Here is a 16,974-nt window from a genome sequence, read left to right as displayed (position 1 = left end):
CCTCTGAAGGATTCATGTGGGTTCGGCATGTGCTCATGCCGTGGTCAGTGAGACGCGCATTCATGGCATCCGCTGGCGGAAACACGCGCTGAACGAGGCTGGCTCGCCTGCCCGCGCAGGAAAGCCAGCCCTGCATTCAGGGCATCACCGGTGGCACATAGGCCAGCGTCATCCCCAGCAGCCACAGCAGGCCCAGCACCAGCGGAATGTGCACCAGCAGCTGGATGAACGTGAAGCCGACGATGTCACGTGCCTTCAGGCCGAGCACGCCCAGCAGCGGCAGCATCCAGAACGGATTGATCAGGTTCGGCAGCGCTTCGGCGGCGTTGTAGACCTGCACCGCCCAGCCCAGGTGCGCCTTCAGTTCGTTGGCGGCCTGCATCACGTACGGTGCCTCGATGATCCACTTGCCGCCACCGGACGGCACGAAGAAGCCCAGTACCGCCGAATAGACACCCATCACCAGCGCGAAGGTATCGGTGCTGGCCACGTGCACGAACAGGCTCGACAGCCGGTGCGCCAGCGTCTGCCCATCACCGCCAGCAGCATGGGTGAGGATCATCGCGATGCCCCCGTACAGCGGGAACTGGATCAGCACGCCGGTGGTGCTGGGCACCGCCTTGGCCACCGCGTTGAGGAAGCTGCGCGGGCGCCAGTGCAACAGCAGGCCCAGCGAAATGAACAGGAAGTTGTAGGTGTTGAGGTTGGCGATGGCGGTGACCACCGGCTTGTTGGCGAACTCGTTGAACAGCCAACCGAACGCCAGCAGCGAAAGCAGCACGGTCAGCAGCGGGCTGTATTCCAGCCACTCGCCCGGGCGCGTGCGGCGCTGCAGCGGCTCCGGCTCGGCCTGCGCGGCGCCCGGGAAATCCTCGGCAGTACGCGCACTGGCGGCGGCCGGCGCGGTCTGCCAGGCGATCAGCAGCGAGACCAGGATCAGCACCGCGGTCAGTGCGATCGACTGCCACAGGAAAATGGTTTCGGTGAACGGCAGTACGCCGGTGATCTCGACCAGCCCCGGCGGCATGCTGGCGGGGTTGGCCTGCAGCTGCGCGGCCGACGAACTCAGGCCCATCGCCCACACCGCGCCCAGCCCCAGATAGGCCGAAGCACCCGCCGCGCGGTAGTCCATGCGCAGCTCGGTGCGGCGTGCCAGCGCGCGCACCAGCAGGCCGCCGAAGACCAGCGAGAAGCCCCAGCTGAGCAGCGAGGCGAGCATGCTGACCAGGCCCACGTACACCACCGCACCGCGGCCGGTGCGCGGCACCCGGGCCAGGAAGTCGATGAAGCGCGCGACCACCGGTGCGGTCGCCACGGCGTAGCCACCGATGACCACGAAGGCCATCTGCATGGTGAAGGGGATCAGGCTCCAGAAGCCGTCACCGAAGGCGCTGGCGGTGGCCTGCGGAGTCGAACCGAAGCCCATCGCGGCAAGTGCGACGATGACCACGCCCATCACCGCGAACACATACGCGTCGGGGAACCACTTTTCCGCCCAGGCGGCCGAGCGCAGCGCTGCGCGCGCCATCCAGCCGTCCTGTACTGCTGCCGTCGAGGCCATCGCCTACCCTCCCAGGTTCGATGGCCCGATTCTGGGCGGTGGGATGCGGGCTGTCTGCCACCTATTGGTCGTAGGTGGCGGATGGCGGTAGTGCCGGCCGCTGGCCGGCAACCTCGGGATGGCATGCGTGTGCAGCCGGCCAGCGGCCGGCTCTACCGTGCCTTGGGCTCAACGCAGCGCCAGATCCACGGCAATGCCGGCAAACAGCGCGGCACCCACCCAGTTGTTGTGCAGGAACGCCTTGAAGCACGGGCCGCGCTCGCGGTTGCGGCAGATCCAGAACTCGTAGACCACCAGCGCGGTGGCCACGGCCACGCCGGCCAGGTAGTAGCCGCCCAGCCCGCCGCGCACGCCGACCAGCGCCATCGTGGCCAGGAACAGCGCGTACAGCACGCCCTGGATGACCAGGTCCAGGTCGCCGAACAGGATCGCGGTGGAGTGCGAGCCCATCTTCAGGTCGTCTTCGCGGTCGACCATGGCATACCAGGTGTCGTACGCGGTGGACCACAGGATGTTGCCGGCGTACAGCAGCCAGCCCAGCATCGGCACTTCGCCCTGCACGGCGGCGAACGCCATCGGGATGCCCCAGCCGAACGACATGCCCAGGTAGACCTGCGGCAGGTGGGTGTAGCGCTTCAGGTACGGGTAGCTGGCGGCGAGGAACACGCCGATGAAGCTCAGGCCGATGGTCAGCCCGTTCAGGGTCAGCACCAGGCCGAACGCCACCAGCATCAGTACCGCGAACAGGGCGAGCGCGGCGCGGCCACTGATCGCGCCGGTGGCCAGCGGACGCGCCTTGGTGCGTTCCACATGCGGGTCGAGCCAGCGGTCGGCATAGTCGTTGATGACGCATCCGGCCGAGCGGGTCAGCCACACGCCGGCGGTGAACACGAACAGCGTCCACAGCGGCGGCAGGCCGCCCGCTGCCAGCCACAACGCCCACCAGGTGGGCCACAGCAGCAGCAGCGTGCCGATCGGGCGATCAGCGCGCATCAGACTCCAGTAATGCCGCCAACGCGGCGTCGCCGGCGACTGCGGCGAAATGAGGGGGGTATCAGCCATGGCGATAGGATACTCCTGCCCCTCCGGCAGGGCTTTGCCCGTGGGGGGAGATTTGTTCGGCGAAACTGGATAGAATGCCCGTCCCGCACCGCCTCATGGCGCTGCGATGCCCGCCCCGGCACTGGCCGGTGGCGCGGCGGTTCTACAACGCGCCCGTAGCTCAGCCGGATAGAGTAGTGGCTTCCGAAGCCATTGGTCGGGGGTTCGAATCCCTCCGGGCGCGCCATTTTTCCCTGCTCCACCCCGTCCCTGCACCTAGGGCATGCGTCGAGCGTAGCTTCGATTCGGATCCGGTGTGGCGCGCACGATCGGACTTCGTGCGTGCCTGATCATGCCGGGCAACCAGCACAGCACCGACAGCAGGGCCAAGATCGCGGCCAGCCAGAACCATCGACCCAGGGTGTAGGCCCAGATCACGGGAAACACAGCCAGCATGGCGATGAACTGTGTGTACAGCAGATAGAACGTGTGCATGCCCAGACGAGGGTCCGAGCGCAGCACCACGCCACACCCGCGGCAGGCCGTCCTCGCTTGGCGTTTCCCTGCGGAGTGCAGTGGAAACCGCTGGCCTGCGGCGGCGCAGAGCGGGCAGGTGAAGGTCATCAATCGCATGCGCTGTCTGCCCTTGCACATCCTGATGGATGCCACAGCATACGGCGGATGCAGCAACGCCGGGCATGGCCCGGCGTTGCCGTTGGTGCGCAGATCAGTATTTACCGTCGAACGCAAAGATCGGCTTGCGCTGCTTCCACGCGCCGGCGGTGAAGTCCGGGAACTCCAGCGTCTGGAAGCTGTTGGCGATCGACTGCTCGCTCAATGGGGTGATCGCGCTCCAGGTCACCGCGTCGTAGATGTCGATCGGCATCGGTGCCTTGGCCTTCAGCGCTTCAACAAATGCATGGATGACGAACCAGTCCATGCCACCATGCCCTGCACTCGCGGCGGTATCGGCATTCTGCTTCCACAGCGGATGCTCGTACTCGTCCTGGTACTTCTTGAACTCTTCCCACTGGTGCGGCGGGCTGCGGCCTTCGATGTGGATCGAATGGTTCACATCCATCCACAGGCCCTTGGTGCCCTGCACGCGGAAGCCCATCGAGTACGGTCGCGGCAGTGAAGTATCGTGCTGCAGCAGGATGGTTTCGCCGTTCTCGCAGGCCAGCGTGGTGGTCACGATGTCACCCAGCTTGAACTTCACCTTGGTGCTGGGGTGGGTGGTGCCGCCGCTCTTGGCCACGGTGTATTCGTGCAGGCCGCGTGCCTTGGTTGCGAAGGCATTGATGTGGGTGAAGCGGTTGCCACGGTTGATGCCGGTGTACATCGCGCACGGGCCGATGCCGTGGCTGGGGTACAGTTCGCCATTGCGCTCCACCGAATGCTCGGTGCGCCAACGTGCTTCGCTCCAGCCCTTGGGACCGAATTCCACGCCGCTGTCGTAGGGCTGGTTCGGGTCGCCGGAATTAAACTTCACGCCGCGCAGGTCGTGCTGGTAACCGGCCTGCAGATGCACCAGCTCGCCGAACAAGCCCTGGCGCACCATCTGCAGCGTGGCCATCACGTCGCGGCGGTAACAGACGTTCTCCAGCAGCATGTACGGGGTGCCGGTGCTCAGCTGGGTCTTCAGCACATCCCAGTGGTCCTGCAGGGTGATGCCGGCCACCACTTCGCAGCCCACCGCCACCCCGGCCTGCATGGCGGCAATCGCCATCGGTGCGTGGTATTCCCACGGCGTGGCGATGATCACGCCATCGATGCCCTTCTGTTCCAGCAAGCGCTTCCAGGCGTTGGTATCGCGGTCCTGGCCGTAGGTCTTCGGGGCCGGCTTGCCGGCCTTGGCCACCATGTCCATGGCACGGCCGAGCATGATCGGTTCGATGTCGCACAGCGCGACCACCTCGACGTCGTCGCGGCGCACCAGCTCCTTCAGCAGCACCAGGCCACGCATGCCGGTACCGATCATGGCCAGGCGCACCTTGCGCCCGCGCGCCCATGCCGGGGTCTGCGGCAGCAGGCTGCTGGCGGCGACAGCGGCACTGGCCGCGATGAATTCCCTACGCTTCATGGCAAACATCTCTCCTCTTGGCAGCGAGCCGGCCGTAGCCGGCCCGCCGGGTCACGCAAACGGGATTACTTGAAACGGTAGCCGATGGTCACACTGTAACCACGGCCAAAGATGGTTGCGTAGTCACTGGAGTCACCCAGGAAGCTGTTCGGATCGTAGAACGGCAGGCGGTTGAACAGATTCTTGACGGTGAAGCTGAGGTTCCACGCATCATCCGGGCGCCAGGTGACGCTCATGTTGGCGGTCCACCACGACGGCGCACCATCACACTTGCTCTTCTGCAGGGCCAGGTAGCCGCCGGTGCAGGTTTCCTTGTTGTTGCTCACTTCATCAACCTGGTCGGTGGCCCACTTGGTGCCGCCCACGTAGTTGACGAACATGCTGGTGGTGACCTGCTTGTAGGTCCAGTCGGCATTGAGCGTGGCACGCAGGCGCGGGTTGTTGTAGTAGCCGACCACGTCGCCGTAGTACCAGCCGTTCTCCGCGTCCATGTAGAAGCGGTTGCGGTTGGCAATGGTGGCGGCCAGGCCGATGTTCAGGTTGCCCCAGTCGCCCAGCGAGAAGCGGCTGCGCGCATCGATGTCGAAGCCGTCGATCAGGGTCTTGCCGCGGTTCTTGTACTGGCCCACCACGCTGGCGACGTTGCCTGCCGAGTAGCCCGGCAGGTTCGCCGGGCAGCTCACGCCGCTGGCCGGGTCGGCGCACATCGCCGCCAGCTGGGCCAGGTTGGCACGGTCACTGTCGGTGATCGGCGAGCGCGACATCGAGATGATGTCTTCCATGCGGCGATAGTCCGGCGCGACGATTTCGTTGTTGCGGTAGATGAACCAGTAGTCGGCCGACACCGACAGCCAGCTCGCCGGCTCGTAGACGAAACCGAGGGTGGCGATCTTGGCCTTTTCCGGCTTCAGGTCCTTGTTCGGCTGGGTCATGCGCGCCACGGTGCGGCTGCAGTCCACGTTCAGCAGAGTCTTGCCCAGATCGACGTCACCCGGGCGCTGCGAGCGCAGCAGCAGGTTGGCGATGGCGTTGGTCTCGTTGCAGCGCAGCTCGTCGCGGAAGCCGCCCAGCTGGGCGAACACACCACCATTGCCGGATTCGGCCAGGCTGGGTGCACGGAAGCCGGTGGAATAGGTACCGCGCAGCATCAGCTGGTCGAAGGCCTGGTACTTGAAGCCGATCTTCGGTGCCACGTTGGCGCTGAAGTTCGGGTACTTGTCCACGCGCACCGCCGCATCCAGTTCCAGCTTGTCGGTGATCGGCGCCACGGTCTCGGCGAACAGCGCGTAGGTGTTGCGCTTACCGTCGAACCAGGAGCCACCCTGCTGGGAGATCAGGCCGTTGGCCGCATCGGCGTTGCCCGGCGTGTAGAAGGTTTCGCGGCTGGCGTTGAAGCCGAAGGCCGCACGCATCTCGCCGGCCGGCAGCTGGAACAGCGGACCTTCGATCTTGCCGTCGAGGGTGTGCAGGCGGGTCCACGACTGGATGTCGAAGGTCGGGAACGCTTCTCGGATCAGTGCGGCGTTGGCTTCGCTGATCTCGCCGAACTTGTACGCCGGGTGGTCGGAGATGATCACGCGGCCGGTGCCCGGATCGATCGAGTACGGGCCGAACGCCTTCTCGAAGCCCTTGATGTTGACGTTGATCGTCTGGTACGTGGTGGAATGCGTACCCGCGCTGGCGAACGCGGTTTCCCAGTTCCAGTCACCGCGGTTGCCACGCGCACCGGCCAGCACGCGGTAGCTCTTGTCGGTATTGCGCTGGCCGAAGTAGTTCGGGCCGGCATCCTGCAACAGGTAGTTCAGGCCGACCACGCCGCCCATCATTGCCTTCATCTGCGGGCTGGCGTGGTTGTACTCGTTGTTCGGGCCCAGGAACGGGTACAGGAACTGGTTGACGGTGTTGCCGGTATTGCGCGAGAACCAGCTGGTGGGGTTGCCGGTGGTGGTGCCGTAGGTGCGCGGCGTACCGCCGTTGGCGCGCAGGTCGATATCGGTGTATGTCGCCTCGGCGAAGATCTCGGTGCTGTCGCCCACCAGGAAGGTGCCGTTGAGGTAGGCGGTGTTGCGCTCGGATTTGGCGCCGGCATCGATCTCGTTGTTCATCCAGGTTTCCCAGACGCAACGCGGGCCGGCCGCTTCACTGGTCAGCACGTTCTTGCAGCCCGGCGCGGCTTCCTGCACGCGGCGGCCGGTGACCGGATCGAACGCGAAGTAGCTGCCCGGGTTGAACTCGCCCGGCTTGCTGCCCACGCCCAGGCGCAGGTTGTTGAGGTAGTTCGGGTTGTTGACGTAGTACTGGTCGGGCCGCTTGTCGTAGAAGTCGCTCAGCGGAATCGCGTCGCGGCGGTACATGTTCACCGCGCCGTAGATGTTGAAGCGGTTCTCGGCCAGGTCACCGAAGCCGGCGGTGATGCTGGCCTGGCGCTCGCCGTAGGAGTCGATGCGCGAGGAGGTGTCGTTGGTGAAGCTGACCTCGGCACCCTGGAAGTTGCGCTTGGTGATCACGTTGATCACGCCGGCCACCGCGTCGGTGCCGTACACCGCCGAGGCGCCGTCGGTCAGCACTTCCATGCGCTCGATGGCGGCGGCCGGGATCGCATCGATGTTGACGAACTGGGTCTGGAATCCGGCCGGTGCGCCGTAGTACGACAGGCGACGGCCGTTCAGCAGCACCAGCGTGCCCTGCGCACCGAGCCCGCGCAGGTTGGCCTGCGAAGCGCCATCGGAACCGGTGAACAGCGAACGCGCATCCTGCTGTGCCGGGCGTGCGGCGGGCAGGTTGTCGAGCACCTGCAGCAGCGTGCGCGCACCCATGTTCTGGATGTCCTGCTTGCTGATCACCTGCACCGGCGAGGCGGTTTCAACGTCGGTGCGGCGGATGTTCGAGCCGGTGACCTCGATGCGGGCCAGGTCGGTGGCCTTGTCCTTGCTCTCCTGGGCGAAGGCAGGAACGGCGACCGACAGCAGCACGCCGGCGATGGCCAGCGACAGCGGAGCGATCGAACGACAGGGGGGGCGGTGGTGGCGGGCGGGCAACATCGGGGTTCTCTCCTGGCAGGGGTGCAGCGCAATAGGTGAGCGCGTGGGCGTTCGGCGGGCAAAACGCTCCCGGGCCACGGCCACGAGGGCCGTAGTCGGAATGGGCGGGGGGAGGAGCGGTGTTACGAGGGGGTCATGGGGCGACGATGCTGGCGGAGTCGCCCTCCTGGCCGATCAGCACGGCGTTGGCCCAGTTGGCGCAGACCTGGGCGGGTTGGCTGCCCTGCGCACCCAGCGTGCGCAGGCTCAGGGTGGAAAGGCCACGGATGTCCAGCTCCGGCTTGACCACGCCGGGTGCCTTCACCAGGCCGCTGTCGTACAGCAGGCGGTTGTCACCCCAGACCTGGAACTGCAGGCCACCGGCGCTGCGGCAGGCGTCGTCGATGCCGAGGTCGGCACGCAGCAGGTGCCAGCCGCCCTGCAGGCGCAGGTCGATGCGGCTGTTGGCGCCGACGCCCAGGCCACGGCGGAACTGCAGGCCGTTCATGCGCATGCCGGCGTCGCCACGGAACGACTGGTCGGTGCGCACCTGGCTGGCCAGCGCGGCCGGCACCGGCAGCTCGGAGAGATAGCGCTGCCGGGCCGGTCGCTCCGGTTCCTGGTGTTCGAGGATGTGGAAGGTGGACAGGGCGATCGGGCCGACGTCGCGTGGCTGCAGCGCATCGAAGGCACGGGCGCTGCCCTGTGCGGCCGTGACCATCGGGTCGGTGCTGCTGGCGCCGTCGCCTTCGGGGTTCTGCACGCTCAGCACGCGGAAGCGCAGCAGGCGGCCGGCGTGGGCCGGGAAGTCGATGCGCTGCACGCCTTCCTTCAGCTGCAGGCGGCCGCGGGCGATCGGCTCACCCCACTCGCCATTGCTGTCGCCCAGGTACACCTCGTAGTCGCGCACCTGGCCATGCTTCCAGTTCTTGTCGTTGCGCGGCGCGATGTCGATGCCATCGATCATCTTCCGCTCGCCGAAGCCGATCACCCACTCATGCGCACCGGTGCGCACGGCCTGGTTGCGCACGCTGCGGAACCAGGTACCCGGGTCATCATCGAAGGCGTTTTCCAGGGCGTGGCCGGGCTCTTCGGCCGGGCGGTTGACCACCAGCAGGCTGTCGGCGGGCAGTTCGCGGCCGAGCACCGGTGCGGCCGGATAGGCATCGTCGGCAGCAGCGGCGGCCACCGCGAAGTCCAGCTGCAGCTGCAGCGGCTGGCGGATGTCCTGGCTGGCGGTGCGCACATGCAGGGTGCCGCGACGCTCGGCGGCATCGAAGTACCAGCCTTCAGCAGCACCGTTGAACGCAGCGGCATCAGCCAGCGCCGGCAGCGCGCGGCCAGCGGCCTGCACCGCACGCGGTGCCTGGCGGCTGAGCACGCGCAGGCCATAGCGGCGCTGCGGCAGCTGGCCGTTGTACTGGCCCTGCACCGCATCGATCTGCACCTGCACCGGGCCACTGCCCTGCGCCGGCGCCTGCACGCGGATCTGCTGCGTGCTCGACTCGCCCTGCTGGTAACGGCGGGTGTTGCCGTCGTCTTCGTACAGCGTGTACTGCGAGTCGCCCTGCGGGTACAGGTCGAAGGTCACTTCATCGAGCGGTTTCTCTCCATCGAACAGCATCGACGGGTACATCGGCAGGATCGCACCGGCACGCACGAATACCGGCAGCGTGGCCAGGTCCACCTGGCGGTCGAGCTGGCGGCCGTCGGCGCCGGCCTGCACGCGGCGGCCATCCCAGTAGTCGATCCAGCCGCCGGCCGGCAGGTGGATGTCGCGGCGCCAGCCACGGCTGGCGGCCTGGCTGCGGTACACCGGCGCCACCAGCAGGTCGCGGCCGAGCAGGAACTGGTACTTGTAGGTTTCATCCTGCGCGTGCGGGTCGCGCGGGTTGTCCCACATCAGGCCACGCACCGGCGGCGCGCCGGTCTGCGCGGCATCGTGCACCAGCCCGTACATGTACGGGGTCAGGCGCATCTTCAACTTCAGGTAATCGCGGTTGATGCTGCGGTAGGGTTCGTCGTACCACCACGGATGCTTGCGTGCGTTCGACGACCAGCCGCTCATGCCCATCAGTACCGGGGTGAATGCTTTCCACTGCAGGTCGCGGGTGAAGGTCTCGGCGCTGCCGCCGAAGATCGCATCCACATCGCCGCTGGCGTAGGCCATGCCGGACAGGCCGGAGCCGACCAGGGTCGGCACGTGCCAGCGGATGTAGTCCCAGCTGCTGCTCTGGTCGCCGGTCCAGGCCACGGCGTAGCGCTGGATGCCGGCCCAGCCCATCACTGTCCACAGGAACGGGCGCGAATCGGAATTGTCGAGGATGCCGTTGAACGCCTGGCTGTTGGCGTCCATCGCGAACTGGTAGCCCTTGCCGGTCCAGGCCACGTCCAGCTTCTGCACACGGCTGCCGGCCTTGCCCACTTCCCAGGCGATCTTGTCGACGCCGTTCTCGGTCCACAGTCCGGTGCGGAAACCGTAGCCGGCCAGTCCCTTCACCGTTTCCGGCAGCTGCTTGTAGCCACAGCCGTAGCCATCGTTGGGCAGGATCCAGCCACCGGGCATGTCGTGGGCGCGGTACTGCTTGGCCACGCTGTCGATCACATCGGGGGTGGTGCCGGTCGGGCCGTCGCTCCAGCCTTCGGGCACGGTGCCGGGCTTCTTGCTGTTGTCGCCGTCGTTGTAGCAATCGGCATCGCCGTAGGACAGCGCCCAGCGCGCAACCATGTTCGGGCGGCCGGTCAGCTGGGTATAGCGTTCGATCAGCTTGGGCAGATCCGCGCCGACGAAGTAGTAGGCGTCGAAACGGTCTTCGCGATGCAGCAGCGTGGCCTGGTCGGCCTCGCGCAGATCGTAGCTGCCATCACTCCAGGTATTGCGCAGCATGCCCCAGCCACGGCTGCTCAGCAGCATCGGCGCCGGGCTCGGGCGGTCGCCCTCTTCCCAGCCGCCGGAATAGGACACGTCCAGCTCGCGGCCCTTGAACTGGTAGCGGCCGTTCTGCTGGCCACCACCGTAATAGCCTTCATCGGCCTGCGAGGACAGCACCTGCACGCTCTGCGTGGCATCCAGGTCCAGCGGCTGCAGTTCCTGCCAGAGGATAGTGGGCTGGCCATTGTCCAGGCGTTCCAGGCGCATGCGCAGCGGCTGCCGCTGCACATGCAGCACCAGCGCATCGGTACGCACGCGGATTTCCTGCGCGTCTTCTTCCAGCTGCGCCTGCACGTTCGCCTTGGGCTGCGGCAGCACGATCGGCGCGGCCTTGTCGCCGGCGCCGGTCAGCTTGCCGTTGCGGCCGGCCTGCACGCGGATGATGTCGGCAGCCGGCAGTTCGATGCGGATGCGTGCGCCCTTGTCGGTCTGCAGGTCCCAGCCGCGCACGCCATCGCGGCTGTCGCTGGTGCTGACCGAACGCAGGTTGCCGACCGGCTCGGCCCGGGCCGGCATGGACGCCAGCATCAATGCCGGCAACAGGGCCAGCATCAGCGGCGAGCGACGAACGCAGTTTTCCACGCGGACTCCCAACCCGTTCACCGGGCGTTTCGAAAGCGATTGGGCCGACTCTAGGGCAGCAATTCGAAAGATGTCAATAAACTGAAAGGAAAAAGGAAGATATATTCCATTGAAACGAAAGTTGTTGCGGCGCAATACTTTGTGTAACCGCTTGCAGCTACCTGTTAAGCATTGTGCGATACGGCATTCGACGGTTTCTTTCGTTTCCCGGCATGCCCGGGGCAGAGCGAAGCCGGCATCACATTTTCTTTCTTTTTACTTTCGCTATTTGACATTTCGAAAGAAAACACAGATGGTGCGCTGGCCCAACTGGAACCTCCGAATGGACGTCACCCTGCTTTCCGATGTGTCCGCCTGGCAGCGCCTGGGCGGAGCCGATACCGCTACCGAAATCGCCCAGCAGCCTGCGCTGTGGGAAGCCCTCGCCCAGGACCTGTCGCGGGCCCGCGACCGCCTGCAGGCCTTCCTCGGCGACAGCCTCAACGATCCCAACCAGCGCGTGCTGTTCACCGGCGCCGGCAGCTCCGGCTTCATTGCCGAAATGGTGGCCGACGCGATCAATGCGCAGTGGCCGGCCGAGGTGCGCGTGGTGCACACCACCAGCCTGCTGACCCACCCGGCGCTGTACCTGCAGCGCGACCGCCCGACCCTGCTGGTGTCGTTTGGCCGCAGTGGCTCCAGCCCGGAAAGCGTGGCTGCGGTGGACCGCGTGCGCAGCGATGTGGATGACGCACGCTTCCTCGACATCACCTGCAACGCCGATGGCGAACTCGCCCGCCGCGGCGCCGGCCGCGCAGATACCTGCACCCTGCTGATGCCCTCGGCCAGCTGCGACCGCGCGTTCGCGATGACCAGCAGCCTGACCTGCATGCTGCTGGCTGCGCTGACCGTGTTCGACCGCTCGTCGTGGGATGCCCGCGTGGCACGCCTGAAGCAGGTCGCCGCGCTGGCCCGCGAAGGGCAGGCGCAGTGGGATGCACCGGTGGCAGCGCTTGCGCAGCGCCCGTTCAACCGCGTGATCTACCTCGGCAGTGGCCCGCTGGAAGCACTGGCGCGCGAGTGCGCGCTGAAGGTGCTGGAGCTGACCGCCGGCCACGTGCTGGCGTTGGCCAATACACCACTGGGCTTCCGCCATGGCCCGAAGTCGACGCTGGACGGCAACACCCTGGTGGTGGTGCTGCGCAGCGTGCAGCCGCTGGCGCGCCGCTACGAACAGGACCTGCTGGAAGAACTGCGCCGCGACGGCGTGGCCGGCCAGGTGCTGGCGATCGGCCCGCACTCGGATATCGGCACCGATGACGAGTACACCCTTGTGGTGCCGCCGCTTCACACTGCATTCGACGACCCGTGGCTGGCGCCGGTGTGGCTGGGCTTCGCGCAGCTGTTCGCGCTGCAGCGCTCGGCCGCACTCGGCCTGACCCCGGACAACCCGTTCCCGGACGGCACCGTCAACCGCGTCGTCAAGGGCGTCACCATCCACCATGGCTGAGCTGATCGCCCACGCCTGCTACGGCATCGACATCGGCGGCACCAAGATCGAGCTGGTGGCGTGCGATGCGGCGATGCAGGTCACCTGGCGGCGCCGGGTCAGCACCCCGCAGGGCGACTACGACGGCTTCCTGCAGGCCCTGCTGGGCCTGGTGGCCGACGCGGATGCCGCGTTGGGCCGCAATGATTCCGCCATCGGCATCGCCCTGCCCGGCGTGCGCGATCGCCGCAGCGGCCGCCAGCTGAGCGCGAATGTGCCAGCATTGACCGGCCACAGTGTGGCCGCCGACCTGCAGGCGCGCCTGCAGCGGCCGCTGCACTTCGGCAACGACCTGCAGTGCTTCGCCCTGTCCGAGGCACATGGCGGTGCCGCTGACGGTTACGCCAGCATGTTCGGCGCCATCCTCGGCACCGGTGCCGGCGGTGGCTTCTGCCTGCAGGGCCGGCTGCTGTCCGGCTTCAACGGCCTGGCCGGTGAATGGGGCCACTGGAGCGTGCCCGGCCACCTGCTGCAGCGTCATGGCCTGCCACTGATCGACTGCGCCTGTGGTCTGCAGGGCTGCGTGGAGCGCTACGTGTCCGGCAGCGGGCTGGCGATGATCGAGCGCCATCTGGGTGGCAGTGCGGTGGATGCCAGCGCGGTGATCGCCCTGGCCGAGGCCGGTGATGCGCGTGCACGCCAGGCGCTGGACATCCACCGCGACCTGCTCGGCCACAGCCTGGCCGCGCTGGTGCTGGCGCTGGACCCGCACGTGATCGTGCTGGGCGGCGGCCTGTCGCAGTACGCACCGCTGTACCAGCAGCTGCCAACCGCCATCTCGGCGCATCTGTTCAACGGCGTGCAGGTACCGCCGATCGTGCCGCCGCGCTTCGGCGATGCCGGTGGCGCACGCGGTGCTGCCCTGCTCGCCTGCCTACCCTCGTTTTCCTGATCGACCGGAGCCTGACCATGTCCCCGTTGCAGACCCTGCTTGCCTCCCATCGCGCCGGTGCCAATGTCGGCCTGTACAGCGTCTGCTGCAGTAACGAACAGGTGCTGCGCGCGGCCATGCACGTAGCGCTGGCGCACGGCACCGTGTTGCTGATCGAGGCCACCTCCAACCAGGTCGACCAGTTCGGCGGCTACACCGGCATGACCCCGCCGCAGTACCGCGACTACGTCGGCACGCTGGCCGATGAGGAAGGCTTCCCGCGCGCGCGGCTGATCCTGGGCGGTGACCACCTTGGCCCGAATGCCTGGCAGAAGCGCCCGGCCGCCGAGGCGATGACCCACGCACGCGTGCTGATCGAAGCCTATGTCGCCGCCGGCTTCCACAAGATCCACCTGGATTGCAGCATGTCCTGCGCCGATGACCCGGTGCCGCTGCCGGACGCCATCGTCGCTGCGCGTTCGGCCGAGCTGGCTGAAATCGCCGAGCGCACCGCTGCGGATCATGGCCTGCCGCCGCCGGTCTACGTGATCGGTACCGAAGTGCCGATTCCCGGTGGCGAAGCTTCACTGGCCGAGGGCCTGCAGGTGACCACGCCGGCGGCCGCCGCGCAGACCCTGGCCATCCACCAGCAGGCGTTCGACACGCCACTGCTGCGCGATGCGTGGCAGCGCGTGATCGCGATGGTCGTGCAGCCGGGCGTGGACTTCGACCACAGCAGCGTGCACGAGTACGACGCGGCCGCTGCCAGCACGCTGGCCGACTTCCTCGAACAGCAGCCGCGCATCGTGTTCGAAGCGCATTCCACCGACTACCAGCGCGAAAGCGGCCTGCACGCCCTGGTGCGCGACCACTTCGCCATCCTCAAGGTTGGCCCGGCGGCGACCTTCGCCTACCGCGAAGCGCTGTTCGCGCTGGCCGCGATCGAGGCCGAACTGTTGCCGGCGGCGCAGTGCTCGCGCCTGCCGCAGGTGCTGGATGAAGTGATGGTGGCGCAGCCGAAGTACTGGCAGTCCTACTACCAGGGCGATGAGGCAGCGCTGCGCCTGCTGCGCAGCTATTCCTTCAGCGACCGCTGCCGCTACTACTGGGGCGAGCCGGCGCTGGTGGAGGCGGTGCAGATCCTGTTCGCCAACCTGGAACGGCACGCGCCGCCGCTGGTACTGCTCAGCCAGTACCTGCCCGAGCAGTACCGCGCCGTGCGCGACGGCACACTGGCCAATACGCCTACCGCGCTGGCACAGCATCGCGTCGGCCTGTGCCTGGGCGAGTACGCCCGTGCGTGCAGCGCCAACCAGGCCGGAACCCGCACGCACCACGCAGGCGCGGCTGCCGCCGCTGCTGCGAACGGCTAATCTCTACCTTTCCCCGCGACACCGAGAATGGCCATGCGCAACACCCGCTCCCGCCGGCAACAGATCCTGCAGCTGCTGATCGAGCACGGCTCGGTGCAGGTAGCCGATCTGGTCGAGCGCTTCGGCGTGTCGGCGGTGACCATCCGTGCCGACCTGACCCACTTCGAATCGCAGGGCCTGGCCAACCGTACCCACGGTGGCGCCACGCTGGTGCGCACGCCGCCGCAGGAACAGGACATCCACGAAAAGGACGCACTGAACCTGCCGCTGAAGGAATCGATCGGCGCGTGTGCCGCGCGCCTGGTGCGGCCCGGTGACAACATCATCATCGACTCCGGCTCGACCACGATGACCCTGGCCCGCCACCTGCGCAGCCAGCGCGACGTGACGGTGATGACCAACGGGCTGAACATCGCCTGGGAACTGGCCAACGCGCCCGGCATCAACGTGCTGCTGACCGGTGGGCTGCTGCGCCAGCAGTCGCTGTCGTTGCAGGGCAGCCAGGCCGAAGCCAGCCTCAACTCCTACAGCTTCGACACCCTGTTCCTGGGCGTGGACGGCCTGGACCTGCAGTTCGGCCTGACCACCCACGACGAAGCCGAAGCCCGCCTCAACCACCGCATGGTCGAGCGTGCACGCCGCATCGTGGTGCTCACCGACGCCTCCAAGTTCGGGCGCGTCAGCCTGCACCGCATCGCCCTGCTGGATCAGATCCACACCATCATCACCGATGCCGGCATCGACGACGCGTCCCGCGAGGGCCTGCAGCGGCTGGGCATCGAAGTGATCATCGCCGAGCCCGCCGCATGACCGACACCCGCTCCCTGCACGGCCGCATCCTCACCCCGCTGGGCTGGCGGCGTGGCCAGGTCCACTTCGATTCACACGTGCGCCAGCTGCAGGTGGACGACCACAGCGGCGCCGACGATCTGCTGCTGCCGGTGATCCTGCCCGGCTTCATCGACCTGCATGTGCATGGCGCAGCCGGCGTGGACCTGATGCAGGGCGGCGACGTGGCGCGCACCATCGCCCGCATCCACCTGCGCTTCGGCACCACCACGCTGCTGGCGACCACCATGACCGCCGGCCTGGACGAGATCGAACACGCGCTGCAGGGCGTGGCCGCAACCATGGCGGCGCCCGATGCCGAGGCCGCCTGCATTGCCGGCGTGCATCTGGAAGGGCCGTTCATCAGCCCGCAGCGGCTGGGCGCGCAACCCAACCGCACCATCGAGGCGACGCTGGCGCTGGTGCAGCAGCTGCACGCGCTGGCACCGATCCGGGTGATGACGCTGGCGCCGGAGATCGGCGAGCACACCGCGCTGATACCCGCGCTTTCGGCAATGGGCATCCGCGTACAGCTCGGCCACAGCGCCGGCACCTACGAAGAAGGCGTGGCCGCACTGCAGGCCGGTGCTTCCGGCTTCACCCACCTGTTCAACGGCATGACCGGTGTCGATCATTACCGGCCGGGCATCGCCGCGGCCGCACTGGCGCATGCACAGTACGCCGAGATCATTCCCGACCTGCAGCACATCCACCCCGGCGTGATCCGCCTGGCCGCGCGCGCGATCCCGCGCCTGTACGCGGTGACCGATGCCACCGCCGCCACCGGCATGCCCGATGGCGAATACGCGCTGGGCGAGCAGCGCGTGCACAAGTGCGGCGGCTGCGTGCGCCTGGCGACCGGCTCACTGGCGGGTAGTGCACTGACCATGGACCAGGCGCTGCGCAACCTGGTGCAGGTGGGCCTGGAGCTGGCCGATGCCTCGCAACGTGTTTCCACCTTCCCCGCCGACTACCTGGGCCTGGGCGATCGCGGCCGCATCGCGCCCGACGCCCGCGCCGACCTGGTAGTGCTGGATGCCGGATTGCGCCTGCAGCAGGTGGTGGTCGGCGGGCGCGTGGTCGATTTGAACGCCGCAAACGCCTGATATCTGCGTTTCTGTAGAGCCGAGCCATGCTCGGCTGCTTTTCATACCG

The 16,974-nt window shown here is 67.3% G+C and carries 11 protein-coding genes and 1 tRNA gene; 6 read left to right on the top strand and 6 right to left on the bottom strand.

Annotated elements, in window-relative coordinates:
- Positions 1 to 136: 136 nt before the first annotated feature.
- Complete coding sequence (locus tag AC5P88_RS12410; RefSeq protein WP_495225165.1) at positions 137 to 1,561, bottom strand: short-chain fatty acid transporter; 1,425 nt, start codon at positions 1,559 to 1,561, stop codon at positions 137 to 139.
- Positions 1,562 to 1,729: 168 nt separating this feature from the next.
- On the bottom strand, positions 1,730 to 2,623 hold the full coding sequence (gene ubiA / locus AC5P88_RS12405) for a 4-hydroxybenzoate octaprenyltransferase (RefSeq protein WP_106550626.1): 894 nt from the start codon (positions 2,621 to 2,623) through the stop codon (positions 1,730 to 1,732).
- Between the two features lie 149 nt (positions 2,624 to 2,772).
- Here ubiA and AC5P88_RS12400 point away from each other — a divergent pair.
- Positions 2,773 to 2,849: transfer RNA gene (locus AC5P88_RS12400), tRNA-Arg, on the top strand.
- Positions 2,850 to 2,878: 29 nt separating this feature from the next.
- On the opposite strand, the gene AC5P88_RS12395 is transcribed toward AC5P88_RS12400, so the two are convergent.
- From AC5P88_RS12395 to AC5P88_RS12380, 4 genes are all read right to left on the bottom strand, one after another.
- Positions 2,879 to 3,235 carry a hypothetical protein gene (locus AC5P88_RS12395; RefSeq protein WP_049433303.1) on the bottom strand — a complete coding sequence of 119 codons (357 nt, stop codon included), beginning with the start codon at positions 3,233 to 3,235 and terminating at the stop codon, positions 2,879 to 2,881.
- A 94-nt stretch (positions 3,236 to 3,329) separates the two neighbouring features.
- The gene (locus AC5P88_RS12390; protein WP_106550634.1) at positions 3,330 to 4,685 is read right to left on the bottom strand and encodes a Gfo/Idh/MocA family protein; all 1,356 of its coding nucleotides are present in this window, start codon (positions 4,683 to 4,685) and stop codon (positions 3,330 to 3,332) included.
- Positions 4,686 to 4,750: 65 nt separating this feature from the next.
- Complete coding sequence (locus tag AC5P88_RS12385) at positions 4,751 to 7,726, bottom strand: TonB-dependent receptor (protein ID WP_478448669.1); 2,976 nt, start codon at positions 7,724 to 7,726, stop codon at positions 4,751 to 4,753.
- A 133-nt stretch (positions 7,727 to 7,859) separates the two neighbouring features.
- Positions 7,860 to 11,219 (bottom strand): TIM-barrel domain-containing protein, encoded by a 3,360-nt coding sequence (locus tag AC5P88_RS12380; protein WP_495225164.1) that lies wholly within the window; start codon positions 11,217 to 11,219, stop codon positions 7,860 to 7,862.
- Positions 11,220 to 11,541: 322 nt separating this feature from the next.
- Between AC5P88_RS12380 and AC5P88_RS12375 the strand changes: the two genes are divergently transcribed.
- The 5 genes from AC5P88_RS12375 to AC5P88_RS12355 are packed head-to-tail and all read left to right on the top strand — an operon-like array spanning position 11,542 to position 16,925.
- Positions 11,542 to 12,708, top strand: coding sequence for an SIS domain-containing protein (locus AC5P88_RS12375; RefSeq protein ID WP_495225163.1), 1,167 nt, complete (start codon positions 11,542 to 11,544; stop codon positions 12,706 to 12,708).
- Positions 12,701 to 13,639, top strand: coding sequence for an ROK family protein (locus AC5P88_RS12370; protein WP_111112174.1), 939 nt, complete (start codon positions 12,701 to 12,703; stop codon positions 13,637 to 13,639). The genes AC5P88_RS12375 and AC5P88_RS12370 overlap by 8 nt, the downstream gene beginning before the upstream one ends.
- Positions 13,640 to 13,656: 17 nt before the next feature.
- Positions 13,657 to 14,991: a D-tagatose-bisphosphate aldolase, class II, non-catalytic subunit gene (locus tag AC5P88_RS12365; RefSeq protein ID WP_495225162.1), complete on the top strand. Its 1,335-nt coding sequence runs from the start codon at positions 13,657 to 13,659 to the stop codon at positions 14,989 to 14,991.
- 33 nt (positions 14,992 to 15,024) lie between these two features.
- A complete protein-coding gene (locus tag AC5P88_RS12360) occupies positions 15,025 to 15,801 on the top strand; it encodes a DeoR family transcriptional regulator (protein ID WP_106550030.1) in 777 nt (258 codons plus the stop codon).
- A complete protein-coding gene (locus AC5P88_RS12355; RefSeq protein WP_495225161.1) occupies positions 15,798 to 16,925 on the top strand; it encodes an N-acetylglucosamine-6-phosphate deacetylase in 1,128 nt (375 codons plus the stop codon). The genes AC5P88_RS12360 and AC5P88_RS12355 overlap by 4 nt, the downstream gene beginning before the upstream one ends.
- Positions 16,926 to 16,974: the final 49 nt, after the last annotated feature.

The sequence above is a fragment of the Stenotrophomonas sp. YJH_SMC_8 genome, from assembly GCF_059371315.1.
This window is presented reverse-complemented; position numbering and strand designations above follow the sequence as displayed.